Annotated in this window: 14 protein-coding genes and 1 pseudogene; 12 read left to right on the top strand and 3 right to left on the bottom strand. The window is 67.6% G+C overall.

Annotation, left to right across the window (positions count from 1 at the left end; all coding sequences use genetic code 11):
- Nucleotides 1–3: 3 nt before the first annotated feature.
- Nucleotides 4–963 (bottom strand): chemotaxis protein, encoded by a 960-nt coding sequence (locus DFW101_RS10090; protein WP_009181413.1) that lies wholly within the window; start codon nt 961–963, stop codon nt 4–6.
- A gap of 232 nt (nt 964–1,195) precedes the next feature.
- Between DFW101_RS10090 and DFW101_RS10085 the strand changes: the two genes are divergently transcribed.
- The 3 genes from DFW101_RS10085 to DFW101_RS10075 all read left to right on the top strand — a co-directional run bounded on the left by DFW101_RS10085 (nt 1,196) and on the right by DFW101_RS10075 (nt 5,609).
- Complete coding sequence (locus tag DFW101_RS10085; protein ID WP_009181412.1) at nt 1,196–2,434, top strand: glycosyltransferase family 4 protein; 1,239 nt, start codon at nt 1,196–1,198, stop codon at nt 2,432–2,434.
- Between the two features lie 68 nt (nt 2,435–2,502).
- Nucleotides 2,503–4,413, top strand: coding sequence for an asparagine synthase (glutamine-hydrolyzing) (gene asnB / locus DFW101_RS10080; protein WP_009181411.1), 1,911 nt, complete (start codon nt 2,503–2,505; stop codon nt 4,411–4,413).
- The gene (locus DFW101_RS10075) at nt 4,410–5,609 is read left to right on the top strand and encodes an MFS transporter (protein WP_009181410.1); all 1,200 of its coding nucleotides are present in this window, start codon (nt 4,410–4,412) and stop codon (nt 5,607–5,609) included. Before asnB ends, DFW101_RS10075 begins: the two co-directional genes overlap by 4 nt.
- A gap of 450 nt (nt 5,610–6,059) precedes the next feature.
- Here the strand turns inward: DFW101_RS10075 and DFW101_RS10070 are convergent, their stop codons facing one another.
- Complete coding sequence (locus DFW101_RS10070) at nt 6,060–6,506, bottom strand: hypothetical protein (RefSeq protein WP_009181409.1); 447 nt, start codon at nt 6,504–6,506, stop codon at nt 6,060–6,062.
- Between the two features lie 318 nt (nt 6,507–6,824).
- Here DFW101_RS10070 and DFW101_RS10065 point away from each other — a divergent pair, with 318 nt between their 5' ends.
- The 7 genes and pseudogenes from DFW101_RS10065 to DFW101_RS10035 all read left to right on the top strand — a co-directional run bounded on the left by DFW101_RS10065 (nt 6,825) and on the right by DFW101_RS10035 (nt 11,155).
- Nucleotides 6,825–7,097: an AtpZ/AtpI family protein gene (locus DFW101_RS10065; protein WP_009181408.1), complete on the top strand. Its 273-nt coding sequence runs from the start codon at nt 6,825–6,827 to the stop codon at nt 7,095–7,097.
- On the top strand, nt 7,081–7,533 hold the full coding sequence (locus DFW101_RS10060) for an ATP synthase subunit I (protein WP_232285960.1): 453 nt from the start codon (nt 7,081–7,083) through the stop codon (nt 7,531–7,533). Before DFW101_RS10065 ends, DFW101_RS10060 begins: the two co-directional genes overlap by 17 nt.
- A 3-nt stretch (nt 7,534–7,536) precedes the next feature.
- Nucleotides 7,537–8,253: a F0F1 ATP synthase subunit A gene (atpB, locus tag DFW101_RS10055; RefSeq protein ID WP_009181406.1), complete on the top strand. Its 717-nt coding sequence runs from the start codon at nt 7,537–7,539 to the stop codon at nt 8,251–8,253.
- A 61-nt stretch (nt 8,254–8,314) separates the two neighbouring features.
- Nucleotides 8,315–8,656 carry an ATP synthase F0 subunit C gene (atpE, locus tag DFW101_RS10050; protein ID WP_009107005.1) on the top strand — a complete coding sequence of 114 codons (342 nt, stop codon included), beginning with the start codon at nt 8,315–8,317 and terminating at the stop codon, nt 8,654–8,656.
- Nucleotides 8,657–8,732: 76 nt separating this feature from the next.
- Nucleotides 8,733–9,413 (top strand): annotated as a pseudogene (locus DFW101_RS10045) (redox-sensing transcriptional repressor Rex); the annotation flags it as partial.
- A 208-nt stretch (nt 9,414–9,621) separates the two neighbouring features.
- Complete coding sequence (locus DFW101_RS10040) at nt 9,622–10,416, top strand: SAM hydrolase/SAM-dependent halogenase family protein (protein WP_009181404.1); 795 nt, start codon at nt 9,622–9,624, stop codon at nt 10,414–10,416.
- Nucleotide 10,417: 1 nt separating this feature from the next.
- Entirely contained in the window at nt 10,418–11,155 is a 738-nt protein-coding gene (locus DFW101_RS10035) for an adenosylcobinamide-GDP ribazoletransferase (protein ID WP_009181403.1), read from the top strand.
- A gap of 195 nt (nt 11,156–11,350) precedes the next feature.
- Here the strand turns inward: DFW101_RS10035 and DFW101_RS19805 are convergent, their stop codons facing one another.
- Entirely contained in the window at nt 11,351–11,518 is a 168-nt protein-coding gene (locus DFW101_RS19805) for a hypothetical protein (RefSeq protein WP_009181402.1), read from the bottom strand.
- A 165-nt stretch (nt 11,519–11,683) separates the two neighbouring features.
- Between DFW101_RS19805 and DFW101_RS10030 the strand changes: the two genes are divergently transcribed.
- Together DFW101_RS10030 and DFW101_RS10025 are read left to right on the top strand one after the other, a co-directional pair.
- Nucleotides 11,684–13,138 carry a DUF1800 domain-containing protein gene (locus tag DFW101_RS10030; protein ID WP_232285958.1) on the top strand — a complete coding sequence of 485 codons (1,455 nt, stop codon included), beginning with the start codon at nt 11,684–11,686 and terminating at the stop codon, nt 13,136–13,138.
- Nucleotides 13,139–13,343: 205 nt separating this feature from the next.
- A complete protein-coding gene (locus tag DFW101_RS10025) occupies nt 13,344–14,618 on the top strand; it encodes a DUF1501 domain-containing protein (protein ID WP_009181400.1) in 1,275 nt (424 codons plus the stop codon).
- The last annotated feature ends 574 nt before the right edge of the window (nt 14,619–15,192 follow it).

Genomic DNA, 15,192 nt, shown 5'->3' with positions numbered 1-15,192 from the left:
CGGCTAGCGGTGGTCCTCGATCAGTTTGCGGGCCCGCTCGGCCAGGGTGCCGACCTCGGGCTTGGTCACCTGGTCGTCGGCCCCGACCGACAATCCCTTGTGGTAGAGCTGGTCGTTTATGAGCGAGGAGAAAAGGACCACGGGCAGGCTTTTGAGGATCGGATCGTCCTTGATGTTCTTGCACAGGGTATGCCCGTCCATGGAGGGCATCTCGATGTCCGTGACCACCAGGTTGACGTTCTCGGCCAGGGGCCGCTCGCCCCGGGCCGCCTCGCCTTTCCAGGCCTGGAGCCGGTCCCAGGCGTTTTGCCCGTTGATGTCCTGGAGGACTTCGAACCCGTCTTTTTCCAGGTAGGAGGCGATCAGCCGGCGGATGGAATTGGAGTCGTCGACCACCAGCGTCTTGTAGGCCGACCGGTCGGGCGCGGGGATGGCGGCCGCGTGTTCCCGCTCGGTCCGCATGGCCAGGGCCGGGTTTAAGTCCCAGATGATCTGCTCCATGTCGAGGAGCAGGACGATGTGGTCCGGGAACTTGACCACGCCCGTGAAATTGTTGGCCGCGAACGAGGCCACGAATCCGGACGGCGGCTCGACCTCGGACCAGCTCAGGCGATGGATGCGGGTGACGCCGGACACCATGAAGGCGTTGATGACCTTGTTGAATTCCGAGACGATGACCTTGGTGTTCTCGTCGCGGGCCATGGGCTTGCCGAGCCACATGCTGAGGTCGATGAGCGGAATGACCCGGGAGCGCAGGTTGAACGTGCCGATCACGCAGGGATGCGGCGTCTGCGGCATGCCCGTCACCTTGGGCAGGCGGATGATTTCCAGCACCTTGGCCACGTTGACGCCGTAGTGGGCCCGGTACGGCTTGACCCCCGGCTCGGTCGCCTCATCGATGTAGAATTCGATGATCTCAAGCTCGTTGGTCCCAGTCTCTAGCAGAATATTGGTTTGCGCCATGGCCATCCTCGATGCCGTTGCCGTTGGTGCCGCGATATAGCGAAGCCATCCCCTGTCGTGGGCGGCGACCTCCGGACGCGGCAGGCCCCAACCGTATGCTTAGCCGCAAGCCGCCTCCTGTGCAAGCCGTTTGGCCGGCAAACCGCCCACGGCTTTACAGGCCCCGGCTCCCTGGACTACATAGCCGGCGTCATTCCCAAACGCCAAGCCTCGGACAGGGCGAGCCAAAATTTTGAGTCTTCCAAAAACTGCTTATATCCTGCTGTGGTATCCGCTGCCTTCCGAAACCTTCATCTTTCGGGAAGTGGAAAACGCCAAGGCCGCGGGCATGCCGTTTTCCGTCTACGCCCTCTACGGCGCGGTCGACAGGAACCTGTCGGCCCAGATGCGGCACGTCGCACCCACCGTCAGCCGGCTCGGCCTGGCCAAGGTCCCGGCCATCCTGGCCGACATGGCCTGGTGGGCGGTCCGGCGGCCGGTCGTCACCGCGCGCCTCCTGGCCACCATCCCCTGGCGGCGCTGGAGTTGTCTGGAGGTGGCGGGCGAAAACCTGTGGGCCATGTGCGCCGGCTTCAGCCTGGCCCGGCGGTTTCTGGAGCGGGGCATCCAGCATATCCACGCCGGCTGGGCCAACGGCCCGGCCACGGCCGCCTGGGTGGCCTCCACGTTGTCCGGCATCCCTTTTTCCTTTTCCGCCCGGGCCGGCGACATCTACCCCGCGGACGGGGCCCTGGCCGAGAAGATGCGGGCCGCCGCCGCCATCCACACCAACAACAAGGCCAACATCGGCTACCTCTCGGGACTGGTCCCGGAGGCGGCCGGCAAGATCCGCCAGATCTACAACAGCCTGACCCTTTCCGGCAAAACGGAGTCCCCGGTCCACATGGAGCCGCCCTACCGGCTTTTGGCCGTGGGCCGGTTCTGCCGCACCAAGGGGTTTGACGTTCTGCTCGACGCCTGCGCCCTTCTCTCCCGCCGGGGCTTTCCCTTCCAGCTGACCCTGGTCGGGGCCGGCATGCCCTGGCCCACGGCCGTCATCCGCCGCCGGTTGCGCGTCCACGGCCTGCGGGCCCGGGTCTTTCTGCCGGGATTCGTCAGCCACGACCGCATGGGCGAACTCTACGCCGCCAGCGACATCTTCGTCATGCCAAGCGTGATCCACGCCTCGGGCGACCGCGACGGCATCCCCAACGTCATCATGGAGGCGCTGGCCCACCGGCTGCCCGTGGTGGCGACCGCCGTCAGCGGCATTCCCGAGGTCGTCGAGGACGGCGTGACCGGCCGGCTGGTGCCCCAGCGCAACCCCGAAGCCCTGGCCGACGCCATCATGGACCTGGCCGCGGACCGCGGCCGCGCCCTGGCCCTGGCCGCGGCCGGGCGGGACCGGGTGGCCGCCATGTTCGATCCCGAAACCAACACCCGGGCCATTCTCGATTTCTTCGCGGCCATGCCCGGACGCAGGCAGGGCTGACATGGGATTCCCGAAAATGTTTCCGCGCCCAGACGCTGCTCCGGGACTTCCCGGGAGGCGGCCCTAGCATGTGCGGCATCGCCGGCTTCGTCTGGCCCGGTCACGCGCCGCTTCCGCCCGAGTCCACGCGCCTGGGCTGGCTGGCCGCCATGACCGGCACGCTTGCCCACCGGGGCCCGGACGGCGAGGGCCTGGTCCTCGAAGGGCCGGCCGCCCTCGGTCACCGCAGGCTCTCCATCATCGACCTGGCCGCCGGTTCCCAGCCCATGGAGGACCCGACCGGCCGGGTGGTCGTCACCTTCAACGGCGAGATCTACAACTACCGCGAGCTCAAGGCCCGCTACGCCGCCCGGGGGTTCAAGTTCCGGACCAATTCCGACACCGAGGCCATCCTGGCCGCCTGGCTCCTCGACGGCCCGGCCGGCCTCGACGATCTGGAAGGCATGTTCGCCTTCGCCCTGTGGGACAAGGCCACCCACACCCTGTTCGCCGCCAGGGACCGGTTCGGCAAGAAGCCGTTCTATTATACGCTGCAGGATGGCGTCCTGGCCTTTGCCTCGGAACTGTCCTCCCTGCGCCAGCTTCCCTTCCTGCGCCTGCAAACGCCCGTCTCAGCGCTCATGCGATTCGCGGCCTACGAATACGTGCCCACGCCCGAGACCATCTACCGGGACGTCTACAAGCTCAAACCCGGGCACTCGCTTCTTTTCCGCGACGGCCGGCTCACCACCGCCGCCTACTGGGACATGCCGCTGCCCGGTCCCGAGCCCGAGGCCTCCGAGGAGGAACTGTGCGACCGGCTGCGCCTGCTTCTGGCCCAGGCCGTCAAGCGCCGGCTGGTGGCCGACGTGCCCCTTGGCGTCTTTCTCTCCGGCGGCATCGACTCCTCCACCGTGGCCGCCCTGACCGCCGGCATGGTCTCGCGCATAAAGACGTTCAGCATCGGGTTTTCCGAAGCCTCCTACGACGAGTCGCGCTACGCGAGGCTGGTGGCCTCGCGCTTTGCCACGGACCACCACGAGCGGATTCTCTCGGCCGACGCCTGCGGGTCGCTTCTGCCCGAAATCGTGGCCCGCTTCGACGAGCCCATGGCCGACCCGTCCATCGTGCCGACCTATCTTCTCTCCCAGGTGACCCGGGAAAACGTCACCGTCGCCCTGGGCGGCGACGGCCCGGACGAGCTTTTTTACGGCTACGAATACTTTCCCGCCTTCAACCTAGCCGCCGGCTACGACAGATTGCCGCCCTTTCTGCGCCGCCGGGTCATCGAGCCCCTGGCCGGGCTCCTGCCGCACTCGGCCGGCTACATCAATCCACGCTTCGTGGCCGACACCTTCCTGGCCGGGGCCGCCGCCCCCCCGTGGCTGCGCGTCCAGACCTGGCTTTCGGCCTTTACCGCCGAGGCCCAGGCGCCTCTCTGGCGGCATCCCGCCCCGGGGCTGCTGGCCCCGGAAAATCTCTTCGCCCCCACCCGGGACCTCTTCGAGGCCTACCCGGCCGCAGATCCGTTGGCCCGAGTCGGCTACGCCTTCGCCCGCCAGTACATGCTCGATTACATCCTGGTGAAGGTGGACCGCTGCTCCATGATGCACTCCCTCGAAGTGCGCGCTCCCTTCCTCGACCGCGACGTGGCCGAATTCATCTGCCGCCTGCCGTCGCGCTACAAGCTGCGCGGCGCCAAGCGGAAATACCTGCTTAAAAAAGCCGTGGCCGGCCTGCTTCCCAAGGAGATCCTCGGCCGGGGCAAGCGCGGGTTTCTCATCCCCGTCGCCTCCTGGCTGCGCGGGCAGCTTCGGCCCCAGGTCGACGCGCTTTTGGGCGAGAAGCACCTGCGCGAGCAGGGCCTCTTCGATCCCAAGGAAGTGGGGCGGCTGGTGGCCGAACACGTCGGCGGCGCGGCCGACCACCGCAAGAAGCTCTGGACCCTGCTCGTCCTCCAGCTCTGGCTCGACCACCACAAACCGGACATCATCCCGTGAAGCACTGCGACAATCCGGACCGGCCGGAATACGCCCTCACCCGCACGGCCCTGCGCGCCTCGGGCCGGGCCGACATCCTGCTTTTCCTCCTCGTCTCGACCATCGCCTCCACGGCCGGCCTGCAGGCCTGGCAGACGCTCATCAACAACTTCGCCGTCGAAGCCGCCCATCTCGGGGCCGACCAGATCGGCTTCGTCCAGTCCATCCGCGAGGTGCCGGGCTTTCTGTCCATGCTCGTGGTCTACGTGCTGCTGGTCTTCTCCGAACAGCGGGCCGCCTCCCTGGCCGTCCTCCTCCTCGGCCTCGGCCTGTGCCTTACCGGCTATTTCCCGAGCTTCTGGGGCCTGACCCTGACCACGCTGGTCATGTCCACGGGCTTTCACTACTACGAGCCGCTGAACCAGTCCCTGACGCTGCAGCACTTCAACACCTTCGAGGCCCCGGTCGTGCTGTCGCGCATCCGGGCCGTCGGGGCGCTCGCCAACATCGCCGTCGGCGTGGTCATCTACTTCCTGGCCGACGCCATGGGCTACACCGGCATGTTCGCCGCCACCGGCGCGGTCGTGGCCGCCGTCGGCGTCTGGGGGCTTTTCAAGAAGCCCTGCGAGACCAACGTCCCGCCCCAGAAAAAAAAGATGTACCTGCGCCGCAAGTACTGGCTCTACTATCTCCTGACCTTCCTCGAGGGCTCCCGCCGGCAGATCTTCATCGTCTTCGCCGTCTATCTCCTCGTCAAAAAATTCGACTACTCCATCCAGTCCATCACCATCCTTTTCGTCATCAACAACGCCATCAACTATTTCCTCAATCCCATGATCGGCCGGGCCATCAACCACTTCGGCGAACGCCAACTCCTCTCCATCGAATACGGCGGCATGATCCTGGTCTTTCTCACCTACGCCTACACCGACTCCCACATCACAGCCGGCATCATGTACGTCCTCGACTTCCTCATCTTCAACTTCTCCGTCGGCGTGCGCACCTACTACCAGAAGATCGCCGCCCCCGAAGACGTGGCCTCGGGCATGGCCATGGGATTCACCATCAACCACATCGCGGCGGTCGTCGTGCCCGTGCTCGGCGGCGTGCTCTGGATGGTCGATTACAAGATTCCGTTTTTTATCGGCGTCGGCCTCGGCGTCGTCTCCCTGGCCTTCACCCAGCTGATCCGCACGCCTGAGAAGGCGCCGGCATAGGCGCCGGCATAGGCGCCGGCGGAGGCGGGAGAGGAGAGAGAAGGGAGAGAAGAGGAAGATGCCTCCGGCGGCCGGGGGGGATCATCCCCCCCGGACCCCCCGAACGGGGTGGACGGGAGTTGGGGGAAGCGGGTGGGGTGGTGGCCTTGGGCGGGTGTGTGTCGGTGCGGCCGGAATCGGGTTGGCGACACTGGCCGCAAAGCCGGCCAGCACGTCAACCCGATTCCGGCCACACAGGCCCGTCGCCCCGGGGACGGGGCGAGTTTAAAGGAATTTTACGTACAAGACTTTTAGAAGAGTTTCGCCATTACGGACCATCGTCATCCACCCCAAGGAGAAAGACGGATAGACGGTCCGCCTTCGCGGTCCGCCCATCCGTCCATCCCGTTGGGGAGGGTCCGGGAGGGGGTGGAAAATCCCCTCCCGGCCGCCGGAGGCATCTTTCCTTATTTACTGGTGCGGGACCCGCTGGCGCGCGCTGTTGGCGGTGCCGCAGCCCGAGCGGGTGGACTGGCAGGAGGCGATGCAGGCCCGGTCGCCGCGACACTGGGCCACGCACTGTTGGTACTGGCTGTTGCACATGGCCGGCGTTTCGGGGGCGGGATTGCCGATGTTCTGGAGCATCTGCGGGGTGACGGCGATGGTGGGCAGGTTGGGCGGCGGGGTGGTCATGCCGCCGTACTGGACGTGCAGCACCGCGCCGCAGGTCAGGTAGCACTGGGGAACGACGGCGTTGCAGACCACGCTCGGATCATGGCTGTCGCCGTAGGGCAGGACGATGGCGGCGACGGGCATGCCGTCGGGTTTGACGCAATACATCTGGGTCTGGGCCAGGGCGGCGGTGGCGGCCATCAGGGTCAGGCACAGGACCACAAGCGAAAACAGGGGACGCTTCATTGATTCCCTCCTTGGCGGTACGATTTTCCGCTATCCCCATCCTTACAGGAAGAAGCGGCGTTTGTCATGGAAGAACCGTCAAAAAGTGGAAACTAAAAACGCGGGACGGCTTGCCGGCGTCGGCGCGGGGTTGTAGGAAAGCGGCCGGGCCGGAGAGCGCCGGCCGGCGGGTGGAATTCGCGGAAATCGGAAGGTCGCCGTTGACTTTTGGCAAACGGCCGTGCTAGGCCTTCGCGACTTGTGAACTTGTGCACGAGCAATGGCTCTTCCGGGCCGGGACCACGGGGACCCGACCCCGCCGTACGCCGGGAGGGCATGGTGTTTCGCAGGCTGATCAAGGACAAGAGTGTTCGCGAGTCCATTGCCTCGGCTTCGGTGGTGGGGCTCAATCTGGTGTCCGCCACCTTTGTGGGCCTTTTCATCGGCTGGTGGCTGGACCGGTGGTTGGACACCAAGCCATGGCTTTTGTTGACGTTTCTGGTCCTCGGCATCGTGGCCGGGTTCAAGAACGTGATGGTTGAAGTGAAAAAAATCCAGAAGGCCGACGCTTCGCACCAGGACGACGATGGCGGTGATGATGAAAAATCTTAGGGACCGGTTGGATCGGTGGCTGTTGCGCCGGGGGTATATCCACCCCGAAGTGCGCGGCCTGGTCCGCAACCAGCTCGTCCTGACCGCCCTGGTGCTGGCCGTGACCCTGCCCCTGTCCGGGGTGTCGGTGGCGGCTTGGTCGTTGGCGGCGGGAACCGTCATCGTGACGGCCAATTTTTGTTCCCTGGCCCGGTTCGGGCAGCGGATAACGGGGTATGTGGACAAGCGTGAGGCCGTCATGGCGGTGCTGGCCAGGTTCTACCTGCGGCTGACCGTCTCGGGCGTGGCGCTTTTTGCCTGCATCGCATGGTTCGGGGCTTTGCCGTTGCCGCTTCTGGCCGGCATTTCCACGGTGGTGGTTAACTTCCTCGTCTGGGGTGTCTGGCGCCACGCCGGCTCCAAGACGCACCAAACGCTTACGGGAAAGGAGGCATAGGACATGGCTGGTGGGTTGCCGCATCCGATTCTGCTCGTCGACGAGGCTGCGAAGAGTGTCGGGCTCTACAAGCTCAACGACGTCTTCCACGCCCAGGTCATCGACACCAACGTCATCTACGCCTGGTTCGCCATGATTTTGCTCATCATCCTGGGCATGCTGGCCACCCGCAAGCTGGCGATGGTGCCGACCGGATTCCAGAATTTCTTCGAAGTCGTGGTCGGTGGCCTCGAGTCCTTCGTCGTCGAGAACATCGGCGAGAAGGGCCGCAAGGTCTTCCCGTTTTTGTGCGGGCTGTTCCTTTTCATCATCACCGCCAACCTGATCGGCCTGGTCCCGGGCCTCGATTCCCCGACCAACAACGTGAACACCAACGCCGCCATGGCGCTGACCGTGTTCGCCTACTACAATTTCTGGGGCATCAAGATGTGGGGCGCCGGGTACATCAAGCACTTCATGGGACCGTTCTGGTGGCTGGTGCCACTCATGCTGCCCATCGAAATCATCTCGCACCTGGCCCGTCCGCTGTCGCTCACGCTGCGTCTGTTCGGCAACGTGCGCGGTGAGGAAATCGTCCTTGTGCTCCTTTTTGCCCTGGCTCCGGTGGTCGGCACCTTCCCGATGTACTTCCTCTTCTCGCTCGCCGACTGCATCCAGGCCTTCGTGTTCTTCATGCTGGCCATGATCTACCTCAAGGGCTCGCTCGAACACGCGCACTAGAATCGGGGGAAATGGTCCTTCGGACCGTTAACATTAAACACCTGTTCTCAGGAGGATCGACATGCGTAAGGCTTTCATGACCATCTTCTCGACCGCCGCCCTGCTGGCCCTGGCCACCGCCGCTTTCGCCGCCGACACCGCCGGCGCCATGGGCGCCATCGGCACCATCTCCTGGGCCACCGCCATCGGCATGGGCCTGGCCGCCGCCGGCTGCGGTCTTGGTCAGGGTCTGGGCCTCAAGGCCGCCTGCGAAGGCACCGCCCGCAATCCTGAGGCTGGCGGAAAAATTACCGTCACCCTGATCCTTGGTCTGGCCTTCATCGAATCGCTGGCCATTTACGCCCTGGTCGTCTGCCTGATCCTGCTCTTCGCCCACCCGTTCGCGAAGATCATCACCGGCTAATTAGACAACCCGGAAAAGGAGGCCGGGGACCCCGGCCTCCTTTTTTTTTCAACCCGCTCCCCAGCACGCACCAAAGGATGCCGCCTTGAAAAGCGAACACATCCCAAAGGCCACGATCAAACGCCTGGCCATGTATGTGCAAGTGCTGGAAACGCTCAAACGCGAAGGCTCGCAAGTCGTCTCGTCCGAGCTCCTCGCCCGCGCCTGCAGCGTCAATCCCTCCCAGATCAGAAAAGATCTGGCCTATTTCGGTGAGTTCGGCGTCCGGGGCGTCGGCTACCACGTCCAGGACCTCATCTACTCCATCAAGCACTCGCTCGGCGTCGACCGGGTCTGGAAATGCGCCCTCGTCGGCGTCGGCAACCTGGGCAAGGCCCTCCTGCGCCACCAGGACTTCAAGTTCCGGGGCTTCGACATCGTCGGCGCCTTCGACTGCGACCCGTTCAAGATCGGCGAGGAAGTCTCCGGCCTCGAAGTCGTCTGCACCCGCCGCCTCAAGGACGCGGTCAAGGAACTCGGCATCGAGATCGGACTCATCACCACGCCCGTCAACCGGGCCCAGCGCGCCGCCAACTTCCTCATCGAAGCCGGCGTCAAAGGCATCATCAACTACTCCCCGGCCATGCTCACCGTGCCAAACGACGTCTACGTCGAATACGTCGACTTCTTCCACCACTTCTATTCCGTCGCCTTCTCCATTACCATCGACCGCAACCAGGACCGCCCCTCCTTCGACCAGCCCGGCGACGACGAATAGCCGGGAGGGAGACGGAGGAGGCAGAAGATGCCTCCGGCGGCCGGGGGGGATCATCCCCCCCGGACCCCCCGAAAAGGGGAGCGGGGTTGATCATTTGCGGTTTTTCGCGGGATTTTACGTTCCAGACTGTTAAGGAAGAGCCCCGAGCACTTGAACACATTTCAAGAATTACAGGGTTTCGACACCTCTTCCACCGTGCTCCAACACCATGCGACAGGCACCCCTCATAGCCCTTTTGACCGACTTCGGCCTGTCCGACCCGTACGTCGGCCAGATGAAGTCCGTGCTGCTGTCCGCCGCGCCGGGCGTGGCTCTCCTCGACATCAGCCACGACGTGGCGCCGCAAAACCTGGCCCAGGCCGCGTTCTTCCTGGCCGCGACCGTGCCGTGGCTGCCGCCGGGCGCGGTGGCGGTGGCGGTGGTGGACCCGGGCGTGGGCACGGACCGGCGGGTGGTGCTGGCGGAAGTCGGCAGCCGGTGGGTGCTGGCGCCGGACAATGGCCTGCTGACGCTGGTCTGCGGGAGCGAGAGCGGCTGCCGGCTCTACGACGCCACGCCGCGCGTGGTGTCGGCCAGTGCCACGTTCCACGGGCGCGATGTGTTCGCCCCGCTGGCCGCCCGGCTGGCCATGGGCGAGGAGGCCCGGGCCGTGGCTTCGGTCTGGACCGGGGCCGATCCGGTGCGCCTGGAGGGGCTGTGGCCCCAGCGGAACGGGGACACGGTGGAGGGGTGCGTCCTGTCCGTGGACCGGTTCGGCAATGTGGTCTTGAACCTGGACGTCGGGAGCTACGGCCGGTTGCCGGACGCGCCGGCGCTGGTTGCGCCCCGGGCCGTGCCGCTGGTGCCGGTGGCGACGTACGGGGAGTTGGCGGCGGGGGCGGTCGGCCTCCTGGGCGGCAGCCAGGGGTATCTGGAACTGGCCGTGGCCGGCGGTTCGGCGGCGGCGAAACTCGGGCTCAAGGCGGGCGACGCCGTGACGCTTGTGTGGAACGGGGAGGCATAGGGTGGGGATCGTTCGCCAGTATCTGGCCGCGCTTGGCTTTTTGACGCGCCTGGGGCCGGCGGTGCGCGACCCGGACATGGCCGCCTGCGTGCCGCTTTTTCCGGTAGTCGGGGCCACGCTCGGCCTGGTGCTGGCCCTGCCCCTGGCCCTTGGGCTTTTCGGCGGCCACCCCCTGGCCGGGGCCTTTGTCTATGCCGTGGCCAATCTGGCCCTGACCCGGGGCCTGCACCTGGACGGGTTCGCGGACGTGGCCGACGCCTGGGGCAGCCTCGCCTCCGGGGACCGGTTTTTCGCCATCATGAAGGACAGCCGCATCGGGGCCTTTGGCGGCATGGCCCTGGTGGTGGCCCTGCTCGGGCAGGTCTGTCTCGGCGCGGAACTGCTCGGCGTCGGCCGGGTCTGGGTGCTGGCCTTTGCTCCGGTCCTCGGCCGGACCGGGGCGGTGGTCCTCATGCGCTTCTGCCGCGATCTGGCCCGGCCGGGGCTGGGGGCGATGTGCCTGCCCGGGGCGACCGGCCGCAACACGGCCATCGCCGTGGCCGTGGCCGCCTTCTGCGGCATCGCCTGGGCCGGGATCGGTCCGCTCGCCTGGGGATGTCTTTTGCTGGGCGTGATCCTCTACAACCTGGCCCGGCTGGCCCGGAAAAACGGCGGCATCAACGGCGATTTCCTGGGCGCGGCCATCGTGGCCGGCGAGCTGGCCGCCCTGGCCGGCGGGTTGTGGCTGGGGAGGGGATGATCCCCTCCGGACCCGCCTCAACGGGGGAAGGGAAGGAGGGGTATGTCTGGCGCGTATTGGGATAGGGTTGCGTACGGCGCGGCCTTGCCGACACCGTCATGGCCGACGGCCGGGACGCGCGGGCCTGGCTCTCCTGCGCCCGGCACGTCCACGGCCTGCCGGCCGCAACCGGCGACTTCGCCCGGATCCTGCCGCCTAGTACGATTTGAAGATCCAGGCGTAAAAGACGTAGAGCCAGCCCAGGATGCCGTGGAGGATGGCCCAGAAGATGGATTTGTTGAGCGAAAACGAAACCGCCATGGCCAGTGACGAACCGAATCCCACCCCGTACTTGACGATGGTCTGCCGCGTATAGACTTCCATGCCTGCCTCCTGCTGTTTTCCCTGTCCTAGCACACCGTTGCCCGAAGCGCACCACGTCCGGCCAGCCTTGGCGGAATTGACATTTGGCAAGCGGCCGCGCACATTGCCGCTATGGCCCCCTTGCCGCGCAGGTATGCTTTTTCCCCGCTCCGGATGGTCGGCGGCTTGCTTGGGCTGCTGGCCTTCTTCGCGTTTCTGGCCGTCGCCTCCCCGTCCCGGGCCGACGATCCGGCCGCGCCCGCCAGGGTGCTCCACGCCGTCAACAGGCTGACCTATGGTCCGGCCCCGGGCGATCTGGCCCGGGTGGCCGGGATGGGCGTACCCGCCTTCATCGCCGGCCAGCTCGACCCCGACCGCCTGGACGAGCCCCCGGCCCTGGCCGAGGCCCTGGCCCGGCTCCCCACCGAAGCCATGGACACGGTGGCCCTTTTTCGCGAATACGGTCCGGGCGCGGCCTCCGGCTCCCCGGCCGGACCCGAGGCCATGCGCCGCACCTTCGACCGGGCCGGCCTGGCCGCCCTGGAAGCGGCCCGGGCCCGGCTGACCCGGGCCATCCTGTCCAAACGCCAGCTCTACGAACTCATGGTCGCCTTTTGGAGCGACTTTTTCAGCCTGGGCGCCAAGAAAGGCCTGGCCCACCTGTGGGTCGGGTCGTTCGAGCGCGAGGCCATCCGGCCCCACGCCATGGGCCGGTTCCTCGACCTGCTCGCCGCCACGGCCATGCACCCGGCCATGCTCATCGCCCGCGACAACTGGAAAAACGTGGTCCACCGCGACGGCGGCGGACCCGTCAAGGAAGCCATCGACCCGACCTACGCCGCCATCCTCCTGGCCCACCAGACCCTCGGCCCGGGCGGACCGCAGAAACCGGCCGACACCCTGGCCCTGGCCCGCATCCTGACCGGCTGGCGTGTGGGCGCGGCCCGAGGCGCGTCCGACACCGGCGGCTTCTATTTCGACGTGGGCCTGCACGACCCGGCCGACAAGGTGTTTCTCGGCCACACCATCAAGGGCTCGGGACTGGCCGAGGGCGTCGAGGCCCTGCGCGTGCTCGCCGAACACCCGGCCACGGCCCAGACCGTCTGCCGCCGGCTGGTCGCCTATTTCCTGGCCGACGAGCCGCCGGCCCCCCTGGTCGCCCGGCTGGCCGGCGTCTTCGCCAAGTCCGGCGGCGACATCCGCGAAACCTTGCGGGCGCTTTTCGACAGCCCGGAATTTTTCGATCCCAAATACCTGGGCGCGCGCCTCAAATCGCCCCTGCGCCAGGCCGTGTCGGCCGTGCGCGCCCTGGGCGCCGTACCCGACGACGCCACGGCCCTGGCCGGTGCCCTGGCCGGCCTCGGCCAGCCGCTCTACGAGGCCGATGGCCCGGAAGGCTATCCCGTCACCACCGCCGGCTGGCAAAAGCCCGACGGCCTGGTCCGGCGCGTCTCCTTTGCCGGCGACCTGGCTACCGGCCGCATCCCGGGCCTCGGCCTCGCCCCGGGCAAGACTTCCGAAGCCGCCCTGGCCGCAACCCTCGGCCCCGGCCTCTCGGAAACCACCCGCCAGGCCGCCGCCCGCGCCGCCGCCGCCGGCCCGGCCGTGATTTTGGGATCGCCGGATTTTATGCGATATTAGGAGGAGAGGGGAGAAGAGGAAGAGGCCTCCGGCGGCCGGGGGGGATCATCCCCCCCGGACCCCCCGAATGGGAAGAAGGGGGGTGGCCGATCATTGGAGCCGGCTGGCAGGAAGGACGTATTTCTTCTCGTAGGGGTTTCCAAAGGGCGGCGCCCTTTGGTCGCCGAAGGCATCAACCACGACCGAATTTTGACGAGGTGCGCGGGTGCGACGACGGGAGGTGTTGGAATTCCTGGCCGGGCTGGGGCTGGCCGGCCTGCTGGGGCCGGCCGGGGCCTTGGCGGCGCGCCGCGGCCGGGGCGGCAAGGGCCCGGAAGCCAGGACGCCGGGCAAGGCCGGCGAGGCGGGAAAGCCCTCCTGGCGGGCAGGCAAGCAGCTCGTGGTGGTGCTCCTCCAAGGCGGGCCGGACGGCCTGTCCGTGGCCGCGCCAACGGGCGATCCGCTCTACCGCTACCTGCGCCCGACCACGGGCCTGGCCCGGGACTGCGGCGGCCCGGACCTCGGCCGGGGTTTTGTCCTCCACCCGGCCATGGCCGCCCTGGCGCCGTATTACGCCAAAAAGAACCTGGCCGTGATCCCGGCCTGCGGCTTGGCCGGCGTCCCGGCCGTCCACGCCGGGGCCATGGCGGCCTTTGCCCGGGGCGGGGCCGGGGCGGCCAAGGGCGGCCGCGGCGGCTGGCTCGGCCGGCTGTCCCTGGCCCTTGGCGGCGGGGGCGGCCAGATGCTGGTGGCCAGCCAGAGCGAGGCCTATGCCGGAGCGCCCCACTACAACATGATCGCCCCGGGCCGGGGGCCGTCCCTGCCCGGCCTTCCGGTCGAGGACCAGACGCTTTTCGAAGCCGAGGCCCGGCTTTTTGCCGGCAAGGAACCGCTGGCCAGGTCCTTCATGGCCGGCCGGGAGGCCAGGCAGGACCTGCTGGCCAGGCTGCTCGAGGAGTCGCGCCGGGCGGCGGCCGGGGCCATCCCCGCGCCGGCCTTTCCGGATTTTGCCGAGCGGTTCGGCCGGGAGCTGGCCAAACGCCGGGACGCGGCCCTGGCTTTCGTGGCCGTGGGCGGCTTCGACACCCATTCCGGCCAGGGCGGGGCCACGGGCTATCTGGCCGACCGCCTGGGCGACGCGGCCCAGGGGCTGGCCAATCTGGCCGTGGGCCTCGGCAGGGCCTTCGAGGACACGGTGGTCGTGGCCCTTGGGGAATTCGGGCGCAGCGCCCGGGAGAACGGCTTTGGCGGCACGGACAACGGCCAGGGCGGGACCATGCTGGTCCTTGGCGGGCCGGTGGCGGGCGGCCTGGTCCACGGCGACTGGCCCGGCCTGGCCGCCCACCGCCTGGCCGGCGGCCGGGACATCGCCGTGGCCACGGACTGGCGGGATGTGGCGGCCCGCCTTGCCGTCAGGCACCTGGGCCTGCCGGAGGCGCGGGTCGGGGAGATTTTCCCGGGGTTTTCGCCGGCCTCCGCGCCGCCGCCCGTGCTGGGGTAGGCGGGGACGCGCCCGGCGGCTAAAGACAGGACGGCGGAACCAAGACGCCCCGGCCCGTGTGGAACGGGCCGGGGCGTTTGGCATGGCACGGTGCCGGGACGGGGCGTGGCGAGGCCGGTTCGTCAAAGTCCTTATGGCTTGGGGTCCGTCAAGGAGGCCGGCGGGTTCGCGTCCGCTGTTGGCTCTGGCTGGGGCGAACGGTCCAAGCGGCGTGTGGTTGGCGTTGCACGCCGTTTGGAGGCCTCGCCACGCCTCGTCCGGGCATCGTCTCGAAACGGCCCTTTCCGCGTCGGGCCGTTCTTGCGCTTTTTTTCACATAATCACATTTCTGGCAAGAGGCAGGCTTTTTGCAACCGGCTGGAATTGCTTGGCCGGGAGAGAATTTTTTAGAGGGACCCGTGGCCGTCCGCCAGTCCGGCCGGGAAGCCGAGGCCGGACGGAACGGCGGCCCGGGAGGGCCCGCCCCGTCAATCCGGCCGCCAGAGGCGGGACCGGGCCGGCGGCCGCGCGAGACGCCCGGGCGTCTCGCGCGGCCGCGCCAAGGCCCGGGCCGTGGGACACGAGGCCCATGTCG

It is taken from the genome of Solidesulfovibrio carbinoliphilus subsp. oakridgensis (genome assembly GCF_000177215.2).
Lineage (GTDB): Bacteria > Desulfobacterota > Desulfovibrionia > Desulfovibrionales > Desulfovibrionaceae > Solidesulfovibrio > Solidesulfovibrio carbinoliphilus.
Note: the sequence above shows the minus strand (reverse complement) of the source record. Positions and strands in the feature narration are given on the sequence as shown.